The sequence below is a fragment of the Microbacterium sp. B19(2022) genome, assembly GCF_012030385.1.
Taxonomy (GTDB): domain Bacteria; phylum Actinomycetota; class Actinomycetes; order Actinomycetales; family Microbacteriaceae; genus Microbacterium; species Microbacterium oxydans_B.
Map to the genome: position 1 here is coordinate 1 of NZ_JAAUVO010000033.1, position 26,155 is coordinate 26,155.

23 protein-coding genes are annotated in these 26,155 nt (G+C 68.2%); 9 read left to right on the forward strand and 14 right to left on the reverse strand.

Features of this window, described 5'->3' with window-relative positions; translation table 11 throughout:
- Positions 1-31: 31 nt before the first annotated feature.
- Together HCX50_RS19155 and HCX50_RS19160 are read right to left on the reverse strand one after the other, a co-directional pair.
- Positions 32-856, reverse strand: coding sequence for a carbohydrate ABC transporter permease (locus tag HCX50_RS19155; protein WP_197021093.1), 825 nt, complete (start codon positions 854-856; stop codon positions 32-34).
- A complete protein-coding gene (locus tag HCX50_RS19160) occupies positions 853-1,788 on the reverse strand; it encodes a carbohydrate ABC transporter permease (RefSeq protein ID WP_231481646.1) in 936 nt (311 codons plus the stop codon). The genes HCX50_RS19155 and HCX50_RS19160 overlap by 4 nt, the downstream gene beginning before the upstream one ends.
- 158 nt (positions 1,789-1,946) lie before the next feature.
- On the opposite strand from HCX50_RS19160, the gene HCX50_RS19165 reads away from it, so the two are divergent.
- Positions 1,947-2,813: an AraC family transcriptional regulator gene (locus HCX50_RS19165; RefSeq protein WP_167635406.1), complete on the forward strand. Its 867-nt coding sequence runs from the start codon at positions 1,947-1,949 to the stop codon at positions 2,811-2,813.
- Positions 2,814-2,841: 28 nt separating this feature from the next.
- On the opposite strand, the gene HCX50_RS19170 is transcribed toward HCX50_RS19165, so the two are convergent.
- Both HCX50_RS19170 and HCX50_RS19175 read right to left on the reverse strand, forming a co-directional pair.
- Positions 2,842-3,636 carry an SDR family NAD(P)-dependent oxidoreductase gene (locus tag HCX50_RS19170; RefSeq protein WP_167635407.1) on the reverse strand — a complete coding sequence of 265 codons (795 nt, stop codon included), beginning with the start codon at positions 3,634-3,636 and terminating at the stop codon, positions 2,842-2,844.
- Between the two features lie 141 nt (positions 3,637-3,777).
- On the reverse strand, positions 3,778-4,377 hold the full coding sequence (locus tag HCX50_RS19175; protein ID WP_167635408.1) for a class I SAM-dependent methyltransferase: 600 nt from the start codon (positions 4,375-4,377) through the stop codon (positions 3,778-3,780).
- 123 nt (positions 4,378-4,500) lie between these two features.
- On the opposite strand from HCX50_RS19175, the gene HCX50_RS19180 reads away from it, so the two are divergent.
- From HCX50_RS19180 to HCX50_RS19190, 3 genes are all read left to right on the forward strand, one after another.
- Positions 4,501-5,286 (forward strand): NAD-dependent epimerase/dehydratase family protein, encoded by a 786-nt coding sequence (locus HCX50_RS19180; RefSeq protein WP_167635409.1) that lies wholly within the window; start codon positions 4,501-4,503, stop codon positions 5,284-5,286.
- A gap of 67 nt (positions 5,287-5,353) precedes the next feature.
- Positions 5,354-5,980: an RNA polymerase sigma factor gene (locus HCX50_RS19185; protein ID WP_205829424.1), complete on the forward strand. Its 627-nt coding sequence runs from the start codon at positions 5,354-5,356 to the stop codon at positions 5,978-5,980.
- The gene (locus HCX50_RS19190; RefSeq protein WP_091027758.1) at positions 5,967-7,085 is read left to right on the forward strand and encodes a hypothetical protein; all 1,119 of its coding nucleotides are present in this window, start codon (positions 5,967-5,969) and stop codon (positions 7,083-7,085) included. The genes HCX50_RS19185 and HCX50_RS19190 overlap by 14 nt, the downstream gene beginning before the upstream one ends.
- A 124-nt stretch (positions 7,086-7,209) precedes the next feature.
- On the opposite strand, the gene HCX50_RS19195 is transcribed toward HCX50_RS19190, so the two are convergent.
- The 4 genes from HCX50_RS19195 to HCX50_RS19210 form a co-directional block, all read right to left on the reverse strand.
- Positions 7,210-8,238 (reverse strand): substrate-binding domain-containing protein, encoded by a 1,029-nt coding sequence (locus HCX50_RS19195; RefSeq protein WP_167635410.1) that lies wholly within the window; start codon positions 8,236-8,238, stop codon positions 7,210-7,212.
- Between the two features lie 76 nt (positions 8,239-8,314).
- Positions 8,315-9,184 (reverse strand): carbohydrate ABC transporter permease, encoded by an 870-nt coding sequence (locus tag HCX50_RS19200; protein ID WP_167635411.1) that lies wholly within the window; start codon positions 9,182-9,184, stop codon positions 8,315-8,317.
- Positions 9,185-9,188: 4 nt separating this feature from the next.
- The gene (locus tag HCX50_RS19205) at positions 9,189-10,064 is read right to left on the reverse strand and encodes a carbohydrate ABC transporter permease (RefSeq protein WP_167635412.1); all 876 of its coding nucleotides are present in this window, start codon (positions 10,062-10,064) and stop codon (positions 9,189-9,191) included.
- Positions 10,065-10,124: 60 nt separating this feature from the next.
- The gene (locus HCX50_RS19210) at positions 10,125-11,396 is read right to left on the reverse strand and encodes an ABC transporter substrate-binding protein (protein WP_167635413.1); all 1,272 of its coding nucleotides are present in this window, start codon (positions 11,394-11,396) and stop codon (positions 10,125-10,127) included.
- Between the two features lie 181 nt (positions 11,397-11,577).
- Here HCX50_RS19210 and HCX50_RS19215 point away from each other — a divergent pair, with 181 nt between their 5' ends.
- Positions 11,578-12,969 carry an alpha-L-fucosidase gene (locus tag HCX50_RS19215; protein WP_167635414.1) on the forward strand — a complete coding sequence of 464 codons (1,392 nt, stop codon included), beginning with the start codon at positions 11,578-11,580 and terminating at the stop codon, positions 12,967-12,969.
- 187 nt (positions 12,970-13,156) lie between these two features.
- Positions 13,157-15,649 (forward strand): glycoside hydrolase family 2 protein, encoded by a 2,493-nt coding sequence (locus HCX50_RS19220; RefSeq protein WP_337750255.1) that lies wholly within the window; start codon positions 13,157-13,159, stop codon positions 15,647-15,649.
- Positions 15,650-15,671: 22 nt separating this feature from the next.
- Here HCX50_RS19220 and dnaB read toward each other — a convergent pair whose 3' ends face one another.
- Positions 15,672-17,045, reverse strand: coding sequence for a replicative DNA helicase (dnaB, locus tag HCX50_RS19225; protein ID WP_029264272.1), 1,374 nt, complete (start codon positions 17,043-17,045; stop codon positions 15,672-15,674).
- Positions 17,046-17,576: 531 nt separating this feature from the next.
- Between dnaB and HCX50_RS19230 the strand changes: the two genes are divergently transcribed.
- Both HCX50_RS19230 and HCX50_RS20115 read left to right on the forward strand, forming a co-directional pair.
- Entirely contained in the window at positions 17,577-18,581 is a 1,005-nt protein-coding gene (locus tag HCX50_RS19230; RefSeq protein ID WP_337750257.1) for a hypothetical protein, read from the forward strand.
- A gap of 103 nt (positions 18,582-18,684) precedes the next feature.
- Positions 18,685-20,232 (forward strand): chaplin family protein, encoded by a 1,548-nt coding sequence (locus HCX50_RS20115; RefSeq protein ID WP_167635416.1) that lies wholly within the window; start codon positions 18,685-18,687, stop codon positions 20,230-20,232.
- A 261-nt stretch (positions 20,233-20,493) separates the two neighbouring features.
- Here HCX50_RS20115 and HCX50_RS19240 read toward each other — a convergent pair whose 3' ends face one another.
- The 5 genes from HCX50_RS19240 to HCX50_RS19260 are packed head-to-tail and all read right to left on the reverse strand — an operon-like array spanning position 20,494 to position 24,799.
- Positions 20,494-20,841, reverse strand: coding sequence for a hypothetical protein (locus tag HCX50_RS19240; RefSeq protein ID WP_167635417.1), 348 nt, complete (start codon positions 20,839-20,841; stop codon positions 20,494-20,496).
- Complete coding sequence (locus HCX50_RS19245) at positions 20,838-21,680, reverse strand: hypothetical protein (protein ID WP_167635418.1); 843 nt, start codon at positions 21,678-21,680, stop codon at positions 20,838-20,840. The genes HCX50_RS19240 and HCX50_RS19245 overlap by 4 nt, the downstream gene beginning before the upstream one ends.
- A gap of 21 nt (positions 21,681-21,701) precedes the next feature.
- The gene (locus HCX50_RS19250) at positions 21,702-22,565 is read right to left on the reverse strand and encodes an amidohydrolase family protein (protein ID WP_105712145.1); all 864 of its coding nucleotides are present in this window, start codon (positions 22,563-22,565) and stop codon (positions 21,702-21,704) included.
- Positions 22,565-23,764, reverse strand: a complete 1,200-nt coding sequence (locus HCX50_RS19255) for a CoA transferase (protein WP_167635419.1) — start codon at positions 23,762-23,764, stop codon at positions 22,565-22,567. The genes HCX50_RS19250 and HCX50_RS19255 overlap by 1 nt, the downstream gene beginning before the upstream one ends.
- Positions 23,765-23,794: 30 nt before the next feature.
- Entirely contained in the window at positions 23,795-24,799 is a 1,005-nt protein-coding gene (locus tag HCX50_RS19260) for an alcohol dehydrogenase catalytic domain-containing protein (protein WP_167635420.1), read from the reverse strand.
- Positions 24,800-24,992: 193 nt separating this feature from the next.
- Here HCX50_RS19260 and HCX50_RS19265 point away from each other — a divergent pair, with 193 nt between their 5' ends.
- Positions 24,993-26,069 (forward strand): ABC transporter substrate-binding protein, encoded by a 1,077-nt coding sequence (locus HCX50_RS19265; protein ID WP_167635421.1) that lies wholly within the window; start codon positions 24,993-24,995, stop codon positions 26,067-26,069.
- Positions 26,070-26,155 lie beyond the last annotated feature (86 nt).

Consider the following 26,155-nt stretch of genomic DNA (forward strand, 5'->3'; position numbering starts at 1 on the left):
GGGCAGGGTGGGGCAGGGGGTGGCTGAGGGTTCAGCCCTTCAGACCGCCGGCGAATCCCTGGATGATGTACTTCTGCAGGAAGAAGTACGCGATCAGGATCGGGGCGGCTGAGATCAGGAGCGCGGCGAAGACCGCCGGCCAGTCGGCGTGATAGGTGCGCACGAATCCGCTGATGCGCACGGGAAGTGTCTCGTTGCCGGTTCCGGAGAGGAACAGCAGCGGGATGAAGAAGCTGTTCCAGATAGAGATCACGTTGAGGATGGCGACGGTGCCGATCGCGGGCCGCAGCAGCGGGACCACGATGTGCCAGAAGGTGCGGATCGGACCGCATCCGTCGAGGGATGCCGCCTCCTCGAAGTCGCGTGGGCTCTCGCGCAGGAACATGGTGATGATGAACACGGCGAACGGGATCGAGCTGCCGGCCCCGGCGAGGATCACCGAGAGCAGGCTGCCGTTGAGGCCGAGGTCGCGGATGCTCAGGAACAGCGGAAGCACTCCGAGCTGCGCGGGCACGACCAGCCCGACCATGAACAGGTAGAACATCCCGCGCGACCAGCGCGAACCGAGCCGCGCCAGCGGATAGGCGGCGAGCGAGGCCGCCACGAGCACCAGCACGATGCTGACCACGGCCACGACGGCGCTGTTCATCAGAGCGGCACCCAGGTGGCCGTCCTCCCACGCGCGGCCGAAGTTCTCGACGCTGTACTGGCCCGAGATGACGAACGCGCCGGTCGGGTTGTGCGGTGCCTTGAGCGAGAGGTTGACGAGGGCGAAGAGCGGCAGCAGGAAGACGGCCGCGACTGCCCACAGTGCGATCTCGAGCGTGAGGGTGCGCCCCGTGTATCGGTTGATCATCGGTCGACCTGCTTCGAAGTGAGGCGGTATTGGACTGTGGCGAGCACCGCGACGACGATCGCCATCACCGTGGCGAGCGCGGTGGCGTAGGGCACGTCGCCTCCTTGGAATCCGACCTTGTACACGACGGTCGAGATGGTCTCCGTGGCCCGCGCGGGTCCGCCGCCGGTCATCGCGTACACCTGGTCGAACTGGGCGAGGCCGTTGATGAGCGTCAGGAGCAGGTTGATGACGACCGCTCCGTTGATGAGCGGCAGCACGACGGAGAAGAATCGGCGCACGGGGCCCGCACCGTCGATCACGGCAGCCTCGATCACCTCGGAGGGCAGCGCCTTGAGACCTGCGAGATAGATGACCATCGAGAAGCCCGTGAACTGCCACAGGTACGCGACGCAGACGGCGCCGAGCGCGAACTGCGGATCGCCCAGCCAGTTCTGCTGCAGCGAGTCGAGCCCGAGGGCTCCGAGCACGGCGTTGACGCCGCCCGTCGGAGCGAGGAGGTAGCTCCAGATGTATCCGCACACGAGCGGGGTCAGGACCACCGGGGCGAAGAAGATCGTGCGCAGCAGCCCGCCGCTCTTGACGACCGTGTTGAGCGCCAGTGCGAGCAGCAGGCCGAGACCGTTCTGCAGGATCATCGTGACCGCGGCGAACACGAACGTGTTCACCAGGGCCGCTGTCGCGAGCGGGTCCGTGAACACCTCGACGAAGTTGCCGAACCCGATGAGGTCGAAGTCGGCGCTGATCCCGTCCCAGTCCGAGAAGGCGAAGACGGTGCCGCGCGCCGAGGGCACGAGGGTGACGAAGGCATAGAGGAGGAGTGCCGGCACGATGAACCAGAGCGGAACGTGGGCACCACGCCACCGCCGTCGACGAGCGGGTGCGAAGGCACTCCTCATCGGTGGTGCGGTCTTCTGTTCGGCATTGAACATGCGTGTACTGCTCCCTGAGTTCTCGCGTCGTCGCCCAGCGGGGGATATCGACAATCCTGTCCGGCGCTCCGTGCCGCTGCCAGCACGATGCTGTTCATCACTAGCACGATCCTCGCGGGTGTCTTCTCCGATGAGGTCCGCTATGTCAGTGTGGGGTGGTGGTCGTCCGTTACCCCTCCATCCAGCGCTACGAGGTCTTCCGCGCCGGTGCCCTCCCCATCGCCTCGAACGACGTGCCCGCTCTGGGCGGCATCCCCGAGCACACCCACGACTACCTGGAGATCGCGGTGGTGTCCCGGGGAACCGGGGTACACGTGACGCGTGAGGGGCGTCTGCCCATCGCGCGCGGGTCGGTCATCATCATCCGACCCGGCTCGTGGCATGCCTATCGTGACACCGATGAGCTGTGGACCTTCAACCTCTACCTGGCCCCGGAGCTGCTGCTCCGCGAGCTCTCGTGGATCGTGGAGTATCCCGATCTCGCGCGTGCGCTCCTCGGCGGGGAGCCCAATCTCGGTGAGTTCGACGAGGAGTCGTGCGCGCGGGTGCTGAGCTGGCTCGAGCAGATCACGCAGCACTCGCGCACGGTTCACGCGCCCACACTGATCGGTCTGGCGACCTGCGTGCTCGACTCCTTCAGCACCCTCGCGCTCTCCCCGCAGCCGGCGACGGATAGCACGATCGCGCGCTCGGTCATCACGATGATGAATCTGATGCAGGACGATCTCAGCGCGCGCTGGACGATCGCCGACCTGAGCAGGGTCGCGAACTTCTCGCCCGCGGTGGTGCATCGGGTGTTCAAGACGCATGTCGGCATCTCCCCCATGGCGTGGCTCACCCGCGCACGGGGCGAAGCGGCCGCGACGCAGCTCGCTCTCACCGACAAGAGCGTCTCCGAGGTCGGCCAGGCCGTCGGATGGGACGACGCGAACTATGCGAGCCGGCGCTTCCGCGCGCTGTACGGCCTCACTCCCAGCGAGTACCGGAGCCGCTTTCAGCGCGACGACGCCGCGATCCTCCGCTGAGTCGTGGGCCGCGCCGTCGCGCAGTCCCTCACGCCCGCCGGAACCGGGCGGCCAGCGCCGGGTCGACATCGACATCGCCGAAGGATGCCGTCCACGCCCCGTCCACCGCGATCGATTCGCCGCTCAGGTACGGAGCCTCGTCGGAGAGCAGGAAGGCGGTCACCGCGGCCACCTCTTCGGAGCGGGCGATGCGTCCCATCGGCGGCCCTTCGGCGAGTCCACGCTCTTCGGCGGCGGGGTCGGGGGCTGCGGCGATCTTCGCTTCGAGGTGCGGGGTGCGCACGCCGCCCGGCGCCACCGTGTTGGCACGGATGCCGAGGCGGCCGTAGCTCACCGCCACGCTGCGGGTCAGCGCGTCGATGCCGCCCTTGGTGAACTCGTAGGCCGCGTGGTCGGGGTGGCTGGCGCGGCCGTGGATCGAGCCGACGTTGACGATCGCCCCGGCGATGCCCTGATCGATGAACGCCGACACCGCGGTCGAGCATCCCCAGATGTAGCCGAAGCCGTTGATGTCGAGGATCTCGCGCACGACGCTCTCATCGAGCTCGTGCAGCGGGGTGTGCTTCGTGATGCCGGCGTTGTTCACCCAACCGGCCAAGGGTGCCCGTGCGAGCGCCGCCTCCGCAGCCCGCTGGTGGACGGCGCGGTCGGAGGCGTCGCCGAGCACGACCTCGGCCACGATCCCCTCCTCGAGCGTGCCCGACCCCGGAGACCTCTCCAGCCCCACGACGATCCATCCGTCGGCGGTGAGTCGCTCGGCGATGGCTCGACCGATGCCCTTTCCGCTGCCGGTCACCACGACGCTGCGTGCGGATTCGGTCATGATGTGTCCCTCTCGGCGCTGAAGTGGGTCGGATGCACTTCCCGTTTGCTATAGCAATCACGAGCATAGCCGGGAGGGTGGTCGTCAGCGCAAGCGGATCAGCCTCGAACACTGCCGAGGCGTGACGAGGACGAAGACTCCTCAGACGGCGACCGCGCTGACGGACGCATGGGCGCGACGACCGTCCTGCACACGGGTCTCACTGTCGACGACCGCGAAACCCGCCCACTCCAGGTGCGCGGACATCCCCTCGATCGACCAGAAGTGCGCGGTCGTGACGGCGTGGGCGAACGGCTCGCCGTCGGGGCCGTCGAAGAATCCGACCAGCAGGCCACCGCCGTCGCGGAGCGCGAGCCGCGCAGAGGCGAGGAGGGCCGGGAGCTCTTCCGGAGACGCATGGATCAGGGAGTACCAGGCGAGGATGCCACCGAGCGATCCCCCTTCGATTCCGGATTCCGCGAGCGATGCGACGCGATACGAGACGTGCGGGAACCGGGCAGCGGCGCCCGCGATGAAGTCCGGGACGAGGTCGATCCCGTCCACCTCGTGGCCTCGTGCGGCGAGGAAGGCAGTCCAGTGCCCGGGGCCGCACCCGGCATCGAGGATGCGTCCTTCGACGCCGTCCGCCCACCGCCCGATCCGCTCCTGGTCGACCGCATCCATCTGCGCGATATCACCGAAGAGCTCGACGTACTCGGTCGCTCGTGCCGCATAGCCTTCGCGGATCCGTCGTTCGCTCATCGATCCCCCTTCGTTGTCGAGCCTGGGTCAGCCCCACGCTAGCCCGCGGCCGCTCGGATGCTCAGCCGTTCGGATGCTCCGCGATCCGGCCGCCACCCCTCGAACCGCGGGTAGCATCCGACCATGATCACTGGAAGCCGTTGGGTCGTCACGGGTGCTGCGGGAACCATCGGATCAGCGCTGCGCACAGCCCTCGCGGAACAGCAGGTCGAGCTGGTGTCCACCGACATCCGCCCGACGTCGCCGGTCGGCCCCGATGACTCCGTCACGGAGATGGACCTCGGCGACCTGGAGTCACTCGTCGAGCTGTTCGCCGGCGCCGACGGCGTCATCCATCTCGGCGGGATCGCCGACGAGGCTGACTTCCACGACCTGGCCGAGGTGAACATCGTCGGGACCTACCACGTCTTGGAGGCTGCTCGACGTGCCGGAGTTCCCCGAGTGGTCTTCGCGAGCAGCAACCGCCTGACAGGGATGTACCCCTCCGGCGAGCGCGTCTCGCCGGACATGCCGCCCCGTCCCGACGGCTTCTACGGGGTGGCGAAGGTGGCGGGCGAAGCGCTCTGCCGGCTCTACGCCGACAAGTTCGACATCAGCACGGTCTCGGTGCGCATCGGCAGCTATGAGCAGCGACCGGGGTCCGCGCGCGAACAGCGCACCTGGCTCAGCCCTGCGGATGCCGTGCGCGCGTTCCTCGCCGCGATGACCACCACCGAGCACACGGCCGTCTTCTACGCCGTGTCCGCGAACACGACGCGCTGGTGGGATCTCGACGCGGGTACGGCGATCGGCTTCGCGCCGCAGGACGATGCCGCCGACTGGGGCGCCGAAGAGCCGCTCGATGCGTCGATGCCGCAGGGCGGGGCGTACGCGAGCGCGGAGTACTCGACCGACCGGATGCGCCGGTAATCGCGCGGCCCGGCTCGATCCCGTAGGACGGATGGAACCGGATGCCGGCGGGAGACGAATAACCAGTGTGAGCAACGACAACGACATCATCCGTGAATCGTTCGACGCCGCGGAGCGATTCTCCGAGATCTTCGAACGACATATCGACGCGGTCTCCGGCTATGTCGCCCGCCGCGTCGGACCGGCGGCGAGAGACGACGTCGTGAGCGAGACCTTCCTGATCGCGTTCCGCAAGCGCGGGCGCTACGACATGTCCAGGCCATCGGCGCTGCCGTGGCTGATGGGCATCGCGACTAACGTCCTCGGCCAGCATCGCCGCGCACAGGCCCAGCACTGGCGAGCTCTGCAGGCGTCCGTCGCCCAGAGCGACCCGATCGCCGCGGACGACCACGATCGATCGACTGCACAGCTCGATGCGGCCGGTGAGATCGAGCGCCTCTATCCGCGGATCGCAGCCCTCTCCGCCCGCGATCGGGAAGTGCTCTTCCTGCACGCGTGGGGAGACCTCACCTACGAGCAGATCGCCGCCGCGCTGCGGATTCCGGTCGGCACGGTGCGATCGAGGCTGAGCCGCATCCGCACCAAACTCGCGGCCCCACCGCCGTCGCCACCGCCGAAGGTTCCCCATGAGCCCCGGCCCGCGACCGCACACATTCGACTTGCTGAGAAAGAGATCATCCATGGACATCCTTGACACGGTGCGCGAGATGAAGCCCACCTACCCCGCGTCTTCGCAGGCTCCCCGTCGCGCCCTCCACCAGGAGATCGCCCGGTCACGACGCCGACGCCCCGTCGGACGCATCGTCGCGGTGGCACTGGCAGGCACGGCCGTCGCCGCGGTGGCGGTGACAGCCACCGTCCTCACTCCCCCGGGAGTCGTCGGCCAGCCGCAAGCGGCCTCAGCATCGACGTACCTCAACGAGACCGCGGCCTCCATCCGCGCCGCCGTCGCCGCGCCGATGGAAGTGACGATCACGACGCGGCACCTGGGCATGATCGGCGGCCCGAACGAGAAGTTCCTGCCGTTCGGGAACCTCAGGACGGATGCGACGGCCGCCGTCCTCACCGAGTCGAGCGCGACCTATCTCAGCGCGACCGACGGCACATACTCGCTCACCGGCCGCACCGATTTCCATGCCGCGGAGCTGTTCGGGAACGAGGCAAAGGTCGAGCGGGCGTGGACGGGCTACTACGGCGCGGCATATCCGATCGGCGCGGCTCCTGCAACGTCAACCGAGGTCGAGCCGGGCGCGGGCGATGCGACGCTTCCCGTCTCCCCCACGGACTTCCCCGCCGACCCGGCGGCATTCCTCGCCGCGTGGGAGCGTGGCATGGAATCGCAGCTCGTCGCTGAGAAGGCTGCCGCGGCGAAGATGCCCCAGGACGGCGAGCCCGAGACCAACGGGCTGTACGCGAGCATCGAGGAGCGGCTCGCGATACCGGCCGCCGAGCACATGCTGAACGAGCTCGGGCATTCGGTGCCCATCCTGACGGCATCCCCCGAGTATCGAGCGACGTTCCTCGAGGCGCTCGCGCTGGCCGACGGGATCACCGTCGAAGACGGCGCCACCGCCGACAAAGTGCTCGTCTACGAGACCGACGACGCCCGGTTCCGACTGACGGTCAACCCCGAGGCGGGCGCCATCGTCAAGATCGAGAAGTTCCTGCTCCGCGTGCTCCCGGCGCCGTGGAGCAACCATACGAAGGACGACCCGCTCGTCGAGGTCGGAACGGCACCGTTCCTGCCGGAGGGAGTGGCGGACTTCTCCGCATCCTTCACGACTGCACCTGCGGACTGACGCGTCCGCCCCTCGTGCCCTTCTCATCCGCGATGCCGGGTGAGGAGGGCACGTCGCCGTTCACGGCACGGTTGCCCGCGTCTCAGCGCGAGGACGGGTTCACCGGCTCCTCCGCTTCACACGCTCATCTGAGCGCGATCGCGCCCAGCCCGTCGGAGGCGACCGCTCCTGACGACATGCCCGGAACGAGGACGCACGGCTGATAGCTGACGCCCGGCTGCCGGGCTGCGGGGTCGTCCGCCAGCAATGCCTCGGCTGCCACTCGCCCCAGGCTGTTCAGCTGAGGATCCACCGAGGTGAGGAATCGATCGGGGCTCCCGCTGTACTTCGACCAGTTGTCGTAGCCGACCAGTGCGACGTCTTCCGGGACTCGGACCCCGGCCTGTTCGAACGCACGGGTGACGCCCAGAGCGATGTAGTCGTTGCCGCAGAACACGGCGTCGAACTCGCCGCGCCGTTCGAGCAGCTCGAGACCGGCACGGTAGCCCCACGGAATGGTCCAGTCGCCGAACAGGGGTTCCGACAACGCGATCTCCACGCCGGCATCAGCGAGCTCGGCACGAAAACCGCTCAGACGATCCTGGACCGCCCGCGAATACTCCATCGCGGTCACATGCGCGATCCTCGTTCTCCCCTGGCGAAGGAGGTGCGCGGCGGCCAGGCGCCCTGCCTGCACATCGTCCGGGAGAAAGCACGTGTCCTCGGGGTTGTCCGAGACTCCGAAGACATGGATCACCGGCGTCTGGAACGACTCCGATATCGAGGGGAACGGAACGTCCGTGCCGTCACCCACCACGATGATCCCGTCGACTCGACGGGCTTGCAGAGTGCGGAGATTGTCCGGCCGGGCAGCGGCGTTGTCCTCATCGTCGTAGACGAGCGCGGCGACGTCGTGCTTGCTGAGTTCGGCGATGATCCCGGTGATGACCGGCGTCGAGAAGTTGCCAGATGCCTTCTGGGCGAGAACACCGACCGTGAAACTGCGCCCGAGCGCGAACGACTGCGCGAGCGCATTGGGCCTGAAGTCCAGTCGTGCCGCGGCCTCATGGATGCGCTGCCGCGTCTCGGCGGATACATGTCCACCGCCGTTGAGCACGCGCGAAACCGTGGGCACAGAGACACCCGACTCTGCCGCGACATCCTTCAAGGTCACCGGCCGCCTCATCGCGCTCCTTCCCGATCCCTCATCCTCTCAGGATCCCACGAGCCGCCGAGCACCGCTCATCTGGTCAGGTCTTCACGGCACCCGCCGACATGCCGGCGACGACGTAGCGCTGCAGGAAGCTGAACACCAGGATCAGCGGCAGGACGCCGAGAAGCGCCGCCGGGAACAGCGTCGTCGGCTCCACCGTGTTCGGGTCGATCAGGGCATAGGCGTTCGCCATGATCGTGCGGTTCTGCTCGCCCTGGAGGAACACGAGAGGAACGATGAGGTCGTTCCACACGACCAGGCTGATGAACGTCACCAGCGTCGCGGTGACGGGTGCGAGCAGTGGGAAGATGACGACGAAGAAGATCCGCAGCGGACCCGCACCATCGATCGCCGCGGCCTCCTCCAGCTCCGTCGGCACCTGGCGCATGAAGCTGGTGTAGAAGAACACGGCGATCGGAAGGTTCATGGCCGTGTAGACGAGGATCACGCTGAGATGCGTGCCCAGGATGTGCAGATCCCGGATCATCAGGTACAGCGGTGCGATGAGCACATAGATCGGGATGGTGGTCCCGATGATGAACACGCGGTAGGTGGTGCTCGTCCAGGAGCGCCCGATCCGGCTCAGCGGGTAACTGGCCATGGCGCCGAAGGCGACGGTCAGCACGCAGGAGCACACCAGGATGATGAGGGTGTTCGCGACGCTCTGCGCGTAGTTGATGCGCTGGAACGCATCCACGACGTTGTCGAGCGTGAGGTGTTCGGGCCACCCGAGCGGATTCGCCGACACGTCAGCGGCCGGTCGGATCGCGGTCAGCACGGCGAACGCGAACGGTGTCACCAACAGTGCGACGCCGACGATGAGCCCGATGTCGCCGAGCCGGCGTTTGCCCGCGTTCCACAGGCGGTGGTCGCGTGACCGGGCCGGGGCGGGGAGTGATGCGGACATGGATTCAGATCCTTCTCTCGCGCATGCGCAGAACGGACGTGGCGACGCTGCTGAGCACGACGACGATGACGAGGAGGAGGACCGCGATCGTCACTCCGTAGGCGAACTCGCCCGCCCCGCCGAAGACCTTGCGGTAGACGAGGAGGGTGAGCGTTGTGGTGGATCCCGCCGGGCCGCCGTTGGTCAGTACGAACGGGAACTCGAACACCTTCAGCGAGCCGATGAGGGAGAGCGTGATGTTCACCGTGAGCGAGGGGGCGAGAAGAGGCCATTCGATCGTGCGGAATCGGCGGAATCCCGTCGCACCGTCGAGGTCGGCCGCTTCGAGGACATCGGCGGGTAACGCGAGGTATCCGGCGAGGAAGATCGCCGCGGAGTAGCCGGCGAACATCCAGATGTTGACCAGAGCCACCGCGCCGAGTGCTGTGCTCGTCTCGCCCAGCCAGATGCGGGTGAGGGAGTCCAGCCCGAGGGCGCGGAGCACCTCGTTGATCGTTCCATCCGGTGCGTAGAGATACGAGAAGATGAACGATGCCATCACCGGGGCGACGAGCGTCGGCATGAGGATGAGGACGCTGACCGGTTTGCGGATCCGCGGCCGGTTGTAGAGCGCTCTGGCCAGGAGCAACCCGAAGAGGTTCTGCAGGACGACGACGATGACGGCATAGAGCACGGTCGTGCCGACTGCTCGGATGACCTCCCCGTCGGTGAACAGTCGTGAATACTGCTCGAGGCCGACGAAGTTTGCCCGAGGGCCCCCGCTGCTGTCCGTGAAGCTGAGCCAGAGGCCGTTGACGAGCGGGTAGAGGATGAGGAGCCCGTAGACGACGAGCGCGGGAAGAAGGAACCCGAGAGCGACGAGGGGACGTTTGGCGATCATGACAATCCTTCAGCGAGAGCGGTGCGGCCGCCGGAGAGGGCGACCGCACCAGGAACGGGACTAATCCGCCTTCTTCGCGATTCCGTCCATCTCGTCGAGGAACTCGTCGGTCGTGATCTCACCGAGGAACAGCGCCTGCAGGCGAGAGCCCATCTGCGTCTGCACGTCGCCCGCCATCCAGGTGTTCGTCTGCATGAAGCGGTAGTTCCCCGCCTCGTAGGACGCGAGGAACTCGCCCGTCGCGTCGTTCTTCGGGCTGGTGCCCGATTCGAACGGAGAGATCGCGTTCTCCGCTTGGAGGAACAGATCGAGGTTCTCGGGCTGGGACCAGAAGTCCACGTATTTCTCCGCGGCGTCCTTCACCGGGGAGGCCTCGTTGACGCCCCACATCGTCCCCACGAACAGCAGTTCGTTCGGGTCGACGCCCGGCTCCCCACCCGGCCAGGCCGTGAACTGACTCTTGATTCCGGCTTCGGCGACGCCGCCGAGGTTCCAGGCGCCCTGGAGCCAGAAGCCCGTGTCGCCCGCCGTGAAGTCGTCTGCGCCCTGCGACCACTCGTCTTCACCGAGCTCGGTCTTCCAATCGATGAAGCCCCGCTCCTGCAGGTCGAGCAGCTGCTCGACCGCCGGCTTCCAATCCGAGAAGCTCGCATCACCCTCGGAGAACTCTTCGTCCCAGCCCTTGTCGACAGTCGTGGCCGCAGCGTTCAGCAGCGCCATCGCGCCCGTCCACCCGGCCTTGTCGGGAAGAGTGATCGGGTCGTGGCCGGCAGCCTTCACCTTGGCGAGCGCGTCGAGGAAGCTCTCCCAGTCCTTCGGCACCTCGGTCACACCGACCTCGCTCAGAAGTTCCGTGTTCGAGTACAGGCCGACACCGATGGCCTCCATGGGCATGGCGAGCACGGCGTCGTCATAGGTCGCGAAGCTCTCGACCTCGGGGGTGATGTCGTCGGCCCAGGACGCCGAGGACAGGTCGGCGAGGTATCCGGACTTCCCCCATGTCGCGAGAAGATTGCTGTCCAGCATGATCACGTCGGCGGCATTGCCGGCCAGCAGCTCAGGCTGCACGCGCTGCGAATAGGCCTCATTCGCGGGGATGGCCTCGAACTCGAGCTTGATGTCGGGGTTCGCCTTCTCGAAAGCCGCGTTGATCTCGGCGACGTTCGCCGGCTCGCCTTCGCCGCCCTTCCAGCCGTACACCGTGAGAACGGTCCGGCCGTCGTCGGTCGTGGTCGACGAATCGCCGGATGAACAACCGGCCAGAGCCAGTGCCGTCACGAGGGCGGTGAAGGCACTGGCGGAACGAATCATTCGCTGCTGCGACTTCTTCATTGAAGGATCTCCTTATCGGGACGCGAGGACGTTGTCGATGGTTGTCCCATCACCGCACCGATATTTAGGTAACCGGTTGCCTAACGTTGCTGGCGAGCGTAAATTGATGCGCGTCGCCTTGTCAAGTGCTCGCATCTGCGGGCGATCCGACCCTGATCACGCCCTGGACGAAGAGAAGCAGATGCCCATCGCCACGCCTCCCATTCCGGCATCTGCCGCCGTGGGTTCCCCCCTCCACTCCCGCCTCGACTGGTTCCGTTCCGCCTCGTTCGGACTGTTCATCCACTTCGACCAGGCGAGCCGGCTCGGAGTCGATCTGTCCTGGCCGATGGTCGGGCTCACCAGCGATGACGGCACGGGCGTGCACGCACGAAGAGCGGTCGACTACTTCCGGCACGCCGACGAATTCGACCCTCGAGAGTGGGATCCTCACGCCATCGCACAGGCAGCGAGGGATGCGGGGATGCAGTACGCCGTCTTCACCACGAAGCATCACTCGGGCTGGGCGTCCTGGCCGAGCGAGGCGACGCCGCTGAACATCTCCACGTCTCCCTATGGAGCTCGCGGAGGCGATCTCGTCCGCGACTACGTGGATGCCTTCCGGGAGGCAGGACTGCGCATCGGCTTCTACTACTCGGTGTCCGACTGGTCGGATCCCGACTACCCGGCATGGCGCACCGAGTTCGCACCGTACGCGTTCGAGGAGTACCCGCGCGCGACGCCCGAACAGTGGACGAGATTCCGCGAAGGGATGAAGGCCGAACTCAGCGAGCTGCTCACGAACTACGGGCCGATCGATCTGCTCTGGTTCGACGGCGGGTGGGAGCGCACCGAGGGGGAATGGGACAGCGCGGACCTGGAGAGACACATCCGGTCCCATCAGCCGGACATCGTCCTCAACGACCGCCTCCCCGGCATCGGCGACTACGTGACGCCGGAGCAGTCGATCCCTGCGGAGCTTCTCAGCGACGCCTGGGAAGCGTGCATCACCATGAACGACACGTGGGGATGGGATCCGAGCGACCACGACTACAAGACCACCGCGCACCTGATCCGGACGCTCGTCGACTGTGTCGCGAACGGCGGCTCGCTCCTGTTGAACGTGGGGCCGAGCAGCACCGGCGCTCTGCCGCCCGAAGAGGAGAAGTCGCTCCACGAGATCGCCGGTTGGATGCGCACCCATCGCGAGAGCGTGATCGGCGCTCGACCGGGGCTGGAACCGTGGCAGTTCTACGGTCCGACGACGATGAACGAGAACGCCCTGTACCTGCACCTCGTCGCCTGGCCGGACGAGACCGCCACCGTGCGCGGCATTCGACCTCAGTCCGTGCTCGGCGTGGAACTCCTGACGACGGGGGAAGACCTCGACTTCCGAGCCATCGTCGATCCCGCGCACGCCCGGGACGACGACCCCTGGGGGAACCTGGTCATCTCGATCCCGCAGGATCGGCCGATGGGCCCGCTCCCGGTGATCCGCATCCGTTTCCGCGCGGGCACAGCGGGGACCGATCGGTTCGCGCCGGTCTCCGCGGGCAGCCGCGGAGAAAAGCCGGCACCAGGATCCGCCGGGTAGTCCTCTCGGAGAGATGGCGCCGGCCGGGATCGGGTGGACTCGCGCATCTTCGCCCGACTCGTCCCGCAAATCCGTCTCCCGGTCGACGAAGCTGCGAAGCTGGATGCCGTCATCATCCCCCACCCCCGTCGCCTTCATGCTCCTTCCAGAGTGGGAACTGCAGAGGCGTCGAAGCAGGAGCCGTCCCGTGAGCGTCGCGTCCACCCTTCCCCTCATCCGCCGTCCGCTCGCCGAGGGCTGGCGCGTCCGCCCGAATGGCGGCCCCGCACAGGTGGCCGATGCGTGGATCCCCGCCGTCGTCCCCGGTGTGGTGCATCTCGACCTGCTGCGGGCGGGCCTCATCCCCGACCCGTACCTCGACGACAATGAATCCGCCCTCGCGTGGATCGGTCTCGTGGACTGGACCTACGAGGGCAGCTTCGCGCTCGAGCCGGATGAGCAGGCCGCGTCCCGTCACGAGCTCGTGTTCGACGGGCTCGACACCGTGGCGACCGTCACCGTGAACGGGCAGGTGATCGCCGAGGTCGCCAACCAGCATCGCTCCTACCGCCTGGATGTGACCGACCTGCTCACCACCGGCGACAACACGGTCACCGTCGCCTTCCGCAGCCCGGTCCGGTACGCCGACGCGCAGAGCGTGGCGCTGGGTGCGCGACCGCGCCCGTATCCCTCGCCGTTCAACGCCCTGCGCAAGTCGGCGTGCAGCTTCGGGTGGGACTGGGGCATCGCCACCTACTCGAGCGGCATCTGGCGCGAGGTGCGTCTGGAGTCCTGGTCCGACGCCCGGCTGAGCGACGTCCGCGTCCACGCGACACCGGACGGCACCGACGGCACGGTGCGCGTCGCCGTCGAGATCGAGCGCGCCTCGGCGCTCCCGCTCGACCTGATGGTCGAGGTCGCCGGGACCGTGCAGACGGTTCCGATCGCCGCCTCGGAGACGTCGGGTGAGATCGAGGTCCGGGTGAGCGATGCGGAGCGCTGGTGGCCCGCCGGCCATGGCGCCCAGCCGCTGTACGACGTCGAGATCACCCTCCTGGCCGATGGCGCGGCGCTGGACTCCGCGACCAGACGCGTCGGGTTCCGCGACCTGCGCTGGGACACCACCGCGGATGCATCCGGCACACCGTTCACCCTGTTCGTGAACGACCGACCGATCTACGTGAAGGGCGTCAACTGGATTCCCGACGACGCGTTCCCGAGCCGGGTCGACCGGGATCGGTATCGCACCCGGCTCGAGCAGGCGAAGGCGGCGAACCTCAACCTGGTCCGCGTCTGGGGCGGGGGAATCTACGAGTCCGAGGACTTCTACGATCTCGCCGACGAGCTCGGCCTGCTGGTCTGGCAGGACTTCCTGTTCGCCTGCGCCGCGTACGCGGAGGAGGATCCCCTGCGCGCCGAGATCGAGGCGGAAGCGCGGGAGAACGTCGCACGCCTCGCCCACCGCGCCTCACTCGCTCTGCTCACCGGCAACAACGAGAACACCTGGGGGTATGAGGACTGGGGCTGGAAGACGTTGCTCGACGGCAAGACCTGGGGCGCCCACTACTACTACGAGCTGTTCCCGGCGATCATCGACGAGCTCGCCCCGCACGTTCCCTACGCACCCGGAAGCCCCTTCAGCCCGGGCGCGGGGTGGGACGGGCGTCAGCAGACCGGCCCGCATCCGAACGACGAGGCGCACGGCACCATGCACCTGTGGGAGCAGTGGAACCGGCGGGACTGGCCGACCTACCGCAACCATCGCCCCCGGTTCGTCGCCGAGTTCGGGTGGCAGGGGCCGCCCGCGTGGTCGACACTGACGCGATCCATCTCGGACGATCCGATCACGCCCGACTCCCCCGGCATGATCGTGCACCAGAAGGCGGCCGACGGAAACGCGAAGCTGGGCTCCGGCCTGGTCGCGCACTACCCGATCCCCGACGACATCGAGACCTGGCACTGGGCCATGCAGCTCAATCAGGCGAATGCGGTGGGTTTCGCGCTCGACTGGTTCCGCTCACTGGCCCCGCACAATGCCGGCGCGATCGTGTGGCAGCTCAACGACTGCTGGCCGGTGACTTCCTGGGCGGCGATCGACGGCGACGGACGAGAGAAGCCGCTGCTGTTCGCCATCAAGAACGCCTTCGAACCCCGCGTGGTGACGGTGCAGCCCTCGGGCGACGGCCTCGAAGCCGTGCTGCACAACGACACCGATGACACCTGGTCGGACAGCCTCTCGCTGCGACGGATCGGCTTCGACGGCACGGTGCATGCCTCGGTCGAGGTGGCGGTCTCGATCGCTCCGCGGGAGTCGACGCGCGTTTCGATTCCGGATGCCGTCGCCACGCCCGGCGACGCTTCCGCCGAGCTGATCGTCGCCGATGTGTCCGGAGCGCGCGGCCTCTGGTGGTTCGCCGAACCCCGCGACAGCGCCCTCGCCGAGCCGCGCCTCACCGCCGAGGTGGAGCGCGTCGCCGACGGCGGGCAACTGGTGACCGTCACCGCGGGCGCACTGGTGCGCGACCTCACCCTGCTCGTCGACCGGCTGTCTCCCGACGCCCGGGTCGACCGCGGCCTGGTGACCCTACTTCCCGGCGAGCGTACGGTGTTCCGCATCGACGGCGTGGCCGAGCTCGACGCCGCCACCGTTCTCGGTCCGCTGGTCGCCCGATCCGGGAACCAGCTGGTCGGCGGGCGGTAGCACCCGGCCGACACCGTCGGCGTCAGTTGAAGTCGCCGCCCGGGGCCATGTCCATGAAGCGCGAGTAGTGACCCTGGAACGCGACGGTGATCGTTGCGGTGGGACCGTTACGGTGCTTGGCGACGATCAGGTCGGCCTCGCCGGGACGCACGTCCTTGTCGTAGACCGAGTCGCGGTGCAGCAGGATGACCATGTCGGCGTCCTGCTCGATCGAGCCGGACTCACGCAGGTCGCTGATCGCGGGCTTCTTGTCGGTGCGCTGCTCGGGACCACGGTTCAGTTGCGACAGGGCGATGACGGGAACCTGCAGCTCCTTGGCGATGAGCTTGAGGCTTCGCGAGAACTCCGAGACCTCCTGCTGACGCGACTCGACGCGCTTGCCCGAGGTCATCAGCTGCAGGTAGTCGATGATGACCATGCGCAGGCCCTCGCGCTGCTTGAGTCGACGGCACTTCGCGCGGATCTCGACCAGCGTCATGTTGGGGCTGTCGTCGATGTAGAGCGGGGCATCGTTGATGCGGCCTCGGGTCGCCGCGACGGTCGTCCAGTCGCGGGGGTCGAGGTTTCCCTTGCGCATGTTCTGCAGCGGGATCTGGCCCTCGGCGCTGAGCAGACGCATCGCGATCTCGCTCTTGCCCATCTCGAGCGAGAAGAAGACCGAGGGGATGTTGTGGCCGATGGACGCCGAACGCGCGAAGTCGAGCGCGAGCGTGGACTTACCCATGGCGGGTCGCGCGGCGACGACGATCATCTGACCACCGTGGAGACCGTTGGTGAGTTCGTCGAGCTCGCGGAAGCCGGTGGGGACACCCGTCATCGAACCGTCGCGACCGCTGGCGGCCTCGATCTCTTCGAGAGCGGCGTCGACGGCGATCTGCAGCGGGACGTAGTCTTCGGCGGTCTCGGATCCGGTGATCGAGTAGATCTCGGCCTGCGCGTTGTTGACGATGTCGGTCGCGTCACCCTCGCCCGCGTAGCCGAGCTGCACGATGCGCGTGCCGGCGTCGACGAGGCGACGGAGGATGGCGCGCTCCGAAACGATGCCCGCGTAGTAGCCGGCGTTGGCCGCGGTCGGGACGATCGAGGTGAGGGTGTGCAGGTAGTCGGCGCCACCGGCACGACCGAGCTCGCCGGTCTTGATGAGCTCGTCGGTGACGGCGACGACGTCGGTCGGCTCGCCGTGCGAGTACAGCGAGAGGATCGCCTCGAAGATGAGCTCGTGCTTCGGGATGTAGAAGTCGGCGCCCTTGAGCGTCTCGATCACGTCGGCGACGGCATCCTTCGAGAGGAGCATTCCGCCCAGCGCGCTCTGCTCGGCGAGAAGGTCGTGAGGAGGCGTACGCTCCGGCGCGCGCTTCGCGCCCATCCGCTCCTCTGAGATGTCGGCGATCGACACAGTCTTCCCTTCGATGCGACGTTTCCGATGCGATGTTCTGATGAGGCGTTCCGACGGCGGGGCCGTGTGGCTCTCGGCCAAAAGTGCCGCTCCGCACAGCGAAACAGGTGCCTCCGACATTCGGTCGCTCGCCCACGCTACGAGCGACTGTTTCCACACGCAACACGGCCTGTGGATAACCATGTGGAAAGCGTGCGGACAAAGCCGGAGTGTCTGTGCACAACGGGTGTGGATAACCCCGTGGATGGGTGTGAGTTCAAACTTTTTTCTTTGTCCTGACCAGGGTTTAGCTGTTTCCCCAGCCTGTGGATGAGAATCAGTTTAAATCGCGCATTGAAGGTTGCCCCTCTCGGGAGGGGGATGTGTAGAACCTGGGGAAAGTCAAGCCGAGATTTCACCGGGCGCGTCACAACCCGACATTCCCGGAAACGCGCGCAAAACCCCCTAGACAGACGGTCTGCTCGCGAGTATCGTCACCCGCAATCGATGCACCTGCGTCGAGGTACGTTGCCTTCGGAGGGGGAGGTCGACGTGGACGTTCCGGCCACCCGACGCGGCGTTCCTGCCGTCGTCCTCTGGGGTGCCGTCGGAGCGCTCGCCTGGGCGACGCTCACCCTCTTCTTCGGAGGCGGATCCGCGCACGCCGATGAGCAGCAGGACGGCCCGCTCGACGGGCTGACCTCGATCGTCAGTGAAACCGTGTCGGCCGTCACCGCACCCGTGACCCCCGTCGTCACCAAGGTCGTCGCACCAGTCGTCACGAAGGTCGTCGCTCCCGTGCAGAAGGCCGTTCCCGCCGTCGTCGAGACCGTGACGAACACCGTCGCGAAGACCCCGGTCGTGGGTCCTGCGACCGCGCCGGTCGTGCACGCCGTCACCGAGACGGTCGACGCGGTCGTCGCCCCGGTCACCGAGGTTCTGACGGATTCGCCGGTCGCGCAGATCACCGACCCGATCCTCGACACCGTCGCGGGCGTCCCCATCGTCGGCGGACTCGTGTCCGACCTCGGCGTGGTCACCGCGGTGCGCGATGTGGTCGGAACGGTCGACGACACGACGGCTCTCCTCGGAGAGGTGACGAACGGGACCGTGCCGCCCGTGCTCGAGGCGCTCGATCCGACGACACCCGATCCGACCCCGGGTACCGGTGTCGTCGATCCCCCCGTGAGCCCGACCACCGTCGCCGCCGTCTCCGCGACGCAGGCGACTTCCGCACCGATCCTCGGCGCTTCGGGCACCGCTTCCGCGCGGGCATCCGCCGTGTCGTTCTCGGCTGCGGACCTCGTCTCGCACGAGTCCGCCCCGGCCACGGAAGACACGACGACGGCACCCACGGGCACTCCGTCCGGGAGCCCGCCGGGCGCCCCCGTACCCGCATCTTCCTCCGCCGGCCCCGGCGGAGGATCCAGCCCTGCCCACGCGCGCCTCAGCGACGTGGACCCTGCTCCGCTCCGTGCTGGCGAGCGGACATCCGGCGCATCCGACGACGTGCTTCCTTCGTCGCCGGTCGCCGACACCGACGTCTCACCTGACTGACGGACCGTCACGTCGTTCCCCCGGGGACGACAGATGCCGTGCTGCGCGCGCACTCTGATCGCGCGCACCCATCAGACGATCCATCCAGTCAGGAGAAACGATCATGCGCACTTACCTCAAGCGAGCCCTGTGGGGCACGCTCATCGCCGGGGGCATCACGCTCCTCGGTGCGACGGCCGCCAACGCGGCCGAGACATCCGGAGACGACGGACTGCTCTCCGGCACGCAGGCGGAGACAGCGATCTCGGCACCGATCTCGGCGGTCGGCAATGCGATCTCCGTGCTCGGCGACGTCGTCGCGGCGCCCGCACCGGCACCGGCACCATCCCCCGCACCGGCTCCGGCTCCGGCTCCGGCTCCGGCTCCGGCACCCGCTCCGGCGCCGGTGACCAGTGGGTCCTCGGGCACGGCATCCGGCACCCAGGCCGTGGTGACCGTGAACCTGCCCGTCACCGTGTCGGGCAACGCCGTGAGCGTGCTCGACGACAGCTCATCGACCAGTGCCCCGGCCGCAACCCCCCAGAACTCGGCTCCCCAGGCCGAGACCCCGGCCGGAGCACCTCTCGTGACCACGAACGGTGTGGACGGCGTGCTCTCCGGCACCCAGGCGCTACTCGCGGTCAATGCACCGATCACCGTCACGGACAACGCCGTGTCGCTGCTCGGCGACTCCGAAAGCGCCGCACCGAGTGGCGAGGGAGCCGCAGCACCGGCATCCTCTGCTCCGGCGGCATCGGGCACGACGTCCGGTGACGACGGGACCGGCAGCGGCACCCAGGTGGTCGCACCCGTGACGGCACCGGTGACGGTGTCGGGCAACGCGATCTCCCTGCTCGGCGACAGCGCGGCGACCGGAACCGGCACGGCCGGCACCGGGGACTCTTCCGCTCCCGCCACGACGGGGGAAACCTCCGGCGATGACGCCATCCTCGGCGGCACGCAGGCGATCGCACCCGTGACGGCACCGGTGACGGTGTCGGGTAACGCGATCTCCCTGCTCGGCGACAGCGCGGCAACCGGATCCGGCACGGCCGGCACCCCGGCACCCACCGCGCCCGTGCCCGGCGGCAACACCACCACCGGAACCGACGGCATCCTCGGCGGCACCCAGATCACCGCACCCATCACCGCCCCCGTGGCCGTGACCGGCAACGCGATCTCCGCCCTCGACGACGCCACCGTCACCGGCGGCGGTGGAACCACCGCCGCACCCACCGCACCCACCACCGGAGGCAACACCACCACGGGAACCGACGGCATCCTCGGCGGCACCCAGGTGGGGCTGCCGGTGACGCTGCCGATCACGATCGGCGGGAACGCCATCTCGGTGGTCGGCGAGGCGACGGTGACCGACCCCGGTCCCGGAACCGACCCGGGAACTGACCCGGGGACGGACCCCGGCACGGACCCGGGCACCGACCCTGGAACTGACCCGGGCACGGACCCGGGAACCGACCCGGGCACCGACCCCGGAACGGACCCGGGCACGTCGGCCGGTGCCGCGACAGCCTCTGGCGCGGTGACCACCGGCCAGGCGGAAGGGCTCGCCATGACCGGCGGCGCTCCGACCGAAGGACTGATCGCCCTCGCCGCAGCCCTGCTCCTCCTCGGAGGGGCCGGACTCCTGCGCCGTCGTCGTTTGACGGCGTAGCGAAGACGCCGGCGGTGCGGTCGTCCTCGGGGGAGGAGACCCCGCATCGCCGGTGCGCACGGCGTCCATCCCCATGCCGACGGGTCCCCCGCTCGTCGCTCGACGCCGGCGCCACTAGGACGGATGCCCCGTGGACCCCACCGCGGGGCATCCGTCGCGCCCTGCCCGCTGCAGTTCGCTCGGAGAACAGCAGTTCCCTCGGCCTCTCTGCAGGAAAGTGGCCGAGGGAACTGCGAATCTCCGACGGGGATGCGGAACGGATCAGGGGATGTCGTCGACCTCGCCGTGCGGGATGATCGCGGCACGATAGCGCTCGACGAGCTCGCGCCACCCGAAGCCCTCGGTGTACTCGTGCTCGTAGACCGCTTCGGTGAAGTGCCACAGCAGATACGGATGCGCGCCGAGACCGTAGAGCGTCCCGTAGTCGCGGTTCACGAACGCCTCGCGCTCCTCGGGGGTCAGCACCCGGTCGTCGGTGACCGCATCGGGCCCCGCTCCCCCGGCGAGCCAGCCATCGACGAAGCCCTCGGTGTCGGCGACGTAGGCGTTCACGTTCGCGGTGCTCATCTCGACCGCGCGGATGAACTTGTTCATCATGTACCGGCTCACGATGCGGCCCTCCACAGGAAGAACGGACTGGAGGCGAAGCGCGAGGTCGTCGCCTCGGCGAGCTCGGCCGGACGCCCCTGCACCGCGGCGAGTGCGGCAACGATGTTCACGTACTGGTAGGTGACGTTGCCGGCGGCCATGATGCGGTCGTACCGGCATCCGGCGATCGCGCCGTCGAGGTCGCCGTCGCGCATCCACCCCACCGCTTCGGCGTCGAAATCCGGGTCGGGTGAGCCGTTGAACGTGCGGGGCCCGCCGACGTCGGTGGCCATGTGCCCCGAGGTGAGCAGCCCCACCCTGGCGTCGCTGTCCCACGACTCGACCGCTGTGCGCAGGTGCTGCCCGAGAGCGGCGAAGCGCGCGGCGGTCGGCAGCGGCGGCAGGATCGAGTTCGCGTGGATCGGCACGATCGGCAGGTCGAGCTCGGGACGCACGTACTGCAGCGGCAACACGAAACTGTGGTCGAGCCGCCACTCGTGCGAGACCGAGAAGTCGATCGTCTCGGGCAGCACCTCGCGGCCGGTGATCTGCGTCGCCAGCTCCGGGTTGCCGGTCAGCTCGGCGTACTCCATGCCGAAGGTGCGCACCTCGTTCTCGTAGGTGCCGTGATACGACGCGGCCTTGCCGACGATGAACGCGGGCGAGTTGTCCGAGAAGAACTGCCGCACGTGATCGGTGCCGAGCACGATGAGCGTGTCGACGCCGGCATCCGTGATCGCCTCACGGATGCGACGGAAGTTCGCCTCGACCGCCACGAGATCGTCCGGCATCGGCTCGCGCATCGCCCGCCACAGCAGCGGGTTGTGCGGGGTCGCCGCGGCCATCACCAGTTCAGCCACGATCGGCCCCTTCCTTCGCGCTCACAGTCGGAACAGCTTGCGTGCGTTGTCGAGCAGGATCTTCCGGCGCGACTCCTCCTTGAGGCCGAGCTCGTCGAACTCGGCCATCCAGCGGTCGGCGGTCATCACGGGCCAGTCCGATCCGAACAGCACCCGGTCGGAGATCAGCGAGTCGGCGTAGCGGACCACCTCGGGCGGCAGGTACTTCGGCGCCCAGCCGGACAGGTCGAGGTACACGTTCGACTTGTGCCACACCATCGCCAGGTTCTCGAGGTGCCACGGCCAGGCCGGGTGCGCGCTGATGATGTTCAGCTCGGGGAACTCGGCCGCCACGTCGTCGATGTACGGCACGGGTCGGGCGTTCTCGAGGCGATAGCCGCCACCGCCCGGGGTGCCGGCACCGGCACCGGGGAACCCGGAGTGGAACATGACCACGAGCCCGAGTTCGGCGCAGGTCTCCCAGATCGGGAAGAAGCGCCGGTCGTTCGCGAGGAATTTCTGCCGCGACGGGTTGAGCTCGCCCACACCCTTGATGCCGTACTCGGCGTGCATCCGACGGATCTCGGCGACCGCCGCCTCCCCCTTCCACGGGTCGATGCCGGCGAACGCGAGGAACACATCCGGGTGGTCCTGCTGCGCCTTGCCGAGGAGGTCGTTAGGCGCGCCCTTGATGCCGCTCGTGGTCTCGGAGTCGGAGTTCACGATCACGGCCATCATCTTGCGATCGCGATACTGATCCGCCTGCTCGGCGAACGACACGACCGGGCGCTCCCGCCCGAAGTGCGCCGACATCTGCGAGTGCCGCTGGCCCATCGCCGCGATGAACTCCTCGGTCTGCGGGTGGGTGTGGACGTCGATCGCGACGAGGTCGTCGATGCCGGGCATCAGGCAGCCCCTTCCTTCGCTCGTACGGGTTCGGTGTCTGCGGATTCGGATGCGGGGCGCAGTCCGGTGATCGCCTCGGTGTCGGCGCCGAGCCCCGGGGCGTAGCGCAGCCCGGGACGCCCGGATCGCTGGAATCGGATGCTGGGCACGGGCACGCGCAGCGCACCATCCGGCCCCTCGATCTCTTCCACCAGCCCCATGCTCGCGATCTGCGGATCGTCGAACAGGTCGCCCATCGTGTTCAGCGGACCGTGCGGGATGTCGTGCGCGGCGAGCCGGTCGAGCCAGTACTGGCGGGGCCGCGTGGCGGCGATCTCCTTGAGCACCCCGTCGAGCTCGTCGTAGTTGCGCACGCGCCCTTCGCGGGTCGAGAAGCGCGGATCGTCGGCGAGGTCGGGCCGCTCCAGCACCTCGAGCAGACCGGTCCAGAACTTCTCGGGCACCGACATGTGGATGACGAACGCCTTGTCGTCCGACCCCCGGCAGGCGTAGGCCTGGGCACGGCGGGGACGCGAGTCGGGAGACGAGACCTGGCCGGTCTCGAGGAACGCGGAGGCGGATTCGGTGAGGAAGTCGAGCAGCGCGCCGACCATGGTGACCTCGACGTGCTCCCCCACCCCGCTGACGTCGCGGGCGTGAAGGGCGGCGAGCATCGCCTGCACCGCCGACATGCCGGACAGCAGATCGGAGAACGCCGGCCCGAGCGGACGGATCGTGGATGCCGGGACCACCTGGCTGTACATGCCGCCGGTCGCCGAGATCACGGTGTCGTACGCGGGGCGCTTCGCGGCGGGACCGGTCGGCCCGAAGCCGGTGATCGAACACGTGATGACCCGCGGGTTGCGAGCGTGCAGGGCCTCCGGGCCGAAGCCGAGCCGCTCGGCCACGCCGGGGCGGAAGTTGTCGAGCACGATGTCGGCATCGTCGACCAGACCGAACAGGGCCGCGAGCCCCTCGGTGCTCTTGAGGTCGAGGACGACGCCGCGCTTGCCGCGGTTGTACGCGGCGAACTGCGGGCTCATCGTCGCTCGCCCCTCCCACCGGCGCATCGGGTCGCCCTCGGGCGACTCGACCTTGATGACGTCGGCGCCGAGATCGGCGAGCAGCTTGGCGGCGAACGGGCCCGAGATGTACTGGCCGAGCTCGACCACGCGGATCCCGGCCAGCGCTCCGGCGCCCGGGGATGCAGTACTCGTCACTAGTGGTCTCCTCTTCGATACCGAGGGCGGTCACCGCACATCGACGACGACCTTCCCGTCGCCCTTGCGGGGGAAATCGCGATATGCCGTGGCGATGTCGTCCAGCGCGTAGCGGGTGCCGACGAGCGAGGGCAGCGCCCCCGACCCGGCGAGCGCGAGCGCTTCGGCCACGTCGGCGTAGCGCGCACTGGCGACACCCGACAGCTGCTTGCGGCACAGGTAGAAGTCGCGGGCGTCGATGCGTAGATCGCTGTCGACGGATGCCGCACAGAACACGGCCCTGCCTCCCCAGCGGAGCGCGGAGATCCCGGCGCTCAGGGTCGGAGCGTGGCCGGACACGTCGAGCACGACGTCGAAGCCCTCTCCCCCGCTCAGCGCAGAGGCGAGGGCGGCAGCATCCGATGCCTGGATGATCTGCTCATCGCCGACGGGGGCGATGGCGCGGCGTGACGCGGCGACCACGTCGGCGCCGCGAGCGAGGGCGATGGCCACCGCCGCACGTCCGAGCGTGCCGCCGGCGCCGGTGATCAGCACGCGGTCATCGGCGGCGAGCGCGACGGTGCGGGCCGCGTTGATGACGATCGAGGCGCTGTGCACCAGCGCGGTCGCCTGTGCGGCGTCGAGGCCGTGACGGTCGATCGCGTTGCGGGTGGGAACGGTGACGAACTCGGCCGCTCCCCCATCGCGGTGCACGCCGACGACGGTCTGCGCCGGGCAGTTCGCCTCGTCTCCGGCCAGGCAGTGCGCGCAGGTGCCGCAGGCGATGTTCGGCTTCACGACGACGGTCTGGCCGATGCGGCTCCGGTCGACTCCGGCGCCGACGGCGACGATCTCGCCGGCAGGGTCGATGCCGAGGATGCGGGGCAGCTGCGCCTGTGCTCCCGGTCCGATGCCCGCGATGACGTTGAGGTCGAGCTGATTCACGCCGACGGTGTCGACCCGCACGAGCACCTCGCCCTCCCCGGGCGTCGGCTCGGCCGTCTCCTGGAGGGTCAGCCCGTCCAGGTCATGACGGCTCAGCACGGCGGCACGCATCTTCACCTCTTCATCGCGGGAATCTGTTTGGGATACTGTATCCAATTTCCATCACGGCCGTCTAGACCCTGTTCGAGCACGATATCCCGCAAAGCATGGACACCGGATTCCAAATTGGATACCGTATCCCAAAATCCGCGTGAGGCGCCCCACTCCACGGAGGAGTCGCACGCACTTGCCCGAATGGAGAGTCATGCGCACGACACGAAACAGACTCGGCATCGCCGTGGTCGGAGGAGCCGCAGCACTGACGCTGCTGGCCGCCTGCGCCTCGCCGACACCGACACCGGCAGAGCCCGTCGACCTCGGCGACGGCGAACCCGGAGCGGCGGAGGACACCGACATCACGGTGGCCATCCCCTTCCCCGACATCACGATGTACTCGATGTTCACCCTCGCGAGCGACCTCGGCTACTACGAGGAAGAGGGCCTCACCGTCGAGGTCATCACCGCCGACAACGTCACGGCGGCGGTCGCCAGCGGCAGCGCCGACATCGGCGTCGAATCCACCGGCACCGTGATCGACGCCATCCGCGGCGGCGTCGAGATCGACCTCGTCTCCGGGCACTACTGCCGGCAGAACTTCGACTTCGCGGTGCAGTCCGACGTGAAGAGCGTCGACGACCTCGACGGAACCTCGATCGTGCTCGCCGGAACCCCCGGCGACCCCGCCGAGTTCCAGCGGGCGCAGGTGCTGAAGGAGGAGGGCTGGGACGTCTCGTCGATCAACGCCGAGATCGTCTACCCGGGCCCGGGTTCGGAGTCGTGGACGGAGTTCTTCGTCAACGACAAGATCAGCCTGCAGCCGTTCTACGCGGATGACCGCGCCGCCCTCGAGGACCACGGCGCGAACATCGTCGTGGAGTCGCTGCGCAACTGGGCCAACGACGTGCAGATCGCCGGCACCCAGTGGGCGCAGGAGAACCCGAACACCCTCGTCCGGTTCCTGCGCGCCACGCTCAAGGGCACCGACTTCATGACGGCGCCCGCACCCGGCGAGTTCCCCGAGAACGCGGAGGAGGCGCTGGACATCTACGAGGCCAACGACTTCGACGTCGCGGAGCTGCGGGAGTCGGACAGCGTCTGGATCCTCGACGGCCACCTCGCCTGCCCGAACCTGTACTTCGACGGTGAGGCGTGGGACACCACCATCGAGACGCAGAAGCTCGAGCCGCTCGAGTTCGACGACGAGCAGCTCGTGTACCTCCGCAAGGCGCAGGATCTCCTGGGCCTCGACAACGAGGGACCGGCGACGCTGACGTACCCGTGACCCGCTGAGTCACACGAGAGGCCCCACCGTTGCGCATGGCGGTGGGGCCTCTTTGTGCCCCCACACCCGCACGCACCGCACCCCAC

Bases quoted from the DNA above. Each gene is read 5' to 3' on its own strand.
- HCX50_RS19155 (WP_197021093.1), bottom strand. From the start codon at position 856: ATGATCAACCGATACACGGGGCGCACCCTCACGCTCGAGATCGCACTG.
- HCX50_RS19160 (WP_231481646.1), bottom strand. From the start codon at position 1,788: ATGTTCAATGCCGAACAGAAGACCGCACCACCGATGAGGAGTGCCTTC.
- HCX50_RS19170 (WP_167635407.1), bottom strand. From the start codon at position 3,636: ATGACCGAATCCGCACGCAGCGTCGTGGTGACCGGCAGCGGAAAGGGC.
- HCX50_RS19175 (WP_167635408.1), bottom strand. From the start codon at position 4,377: ATGAGCGAACGACGGATCCGCGAAGGCTATGCGGCACGAGCGACCGAG.
- HCX50_RS19180 (WP_167635409.1), top strand. From the start codon at position 4,501: ATGATCACTGGAAGCCGTTGGGTCGTCACGGGTGCTGCGGGAACCATC.
- HCX50_RS19190 (WP_091027758.1), top strand. From the start codon at position 5,967: ATGGACATCCTTGACACGGTGCGCGAGATGAAGCCCACCTACCCCGCG.
- HCX50_RS19200 (WP_167635411.1), bottom strand. From the start codon at position 9,184: ATGTCCGCATCACTCCCCGCCCCGGCCCGGTCACGCGACCACCGCCTG.
- HCX50_RS19205 (WP_167635412.1), bottom strand. From the start codon at position 10,064: ATGATCGCCAAACGTCCCCTCGTCGCTCTCGGGTTCCTTCTTCCCGCG.
- HCX50_RS19210 (WP_167635413.1), bottom strand. From the start codon at position 11,396: ATGAAGAAGTCGCAGCAGCGAATGATTCGTTCCGCCAGTGCCTTCACC.
- HCX50_RS19215 (WP_167635414.1), top strand. From the start codon at position 11,578: ATGCCCATCGCCACGCCTCCCATTCCGGCATCTGCCGCCGTGGGTTCC.
- HCX50_RS20115 (WP_167635416.1), top strand. From the start codon at position 18,685: ATGCGCACTTACCTCAAGCGAGCCCTGTGGGGCACGCTCATCGCCGGG.
- HCX50_RS19250 (WP_105712145.1), bottom strand. From the start codon at position 22,565: ATGCCCGGCATCGACGACCTCGTCGCGATCGACGTCCACACCCACCCG.
- HCX50_RS19260 (WP_167635420.1), bottom strand. From the start codon at position 24,799: ATGCGTGCCGCCGTGCTGAGCCGTCATGACCTGGACGGGCTGACCCTC.
- HCX50_RS19265 (WP_167635421.1), top strand. From the start codon at position 24,993: ATGCGCACGACACGAAACAGACTCGGCATCGCCGTGGTCGGAGGAGCC.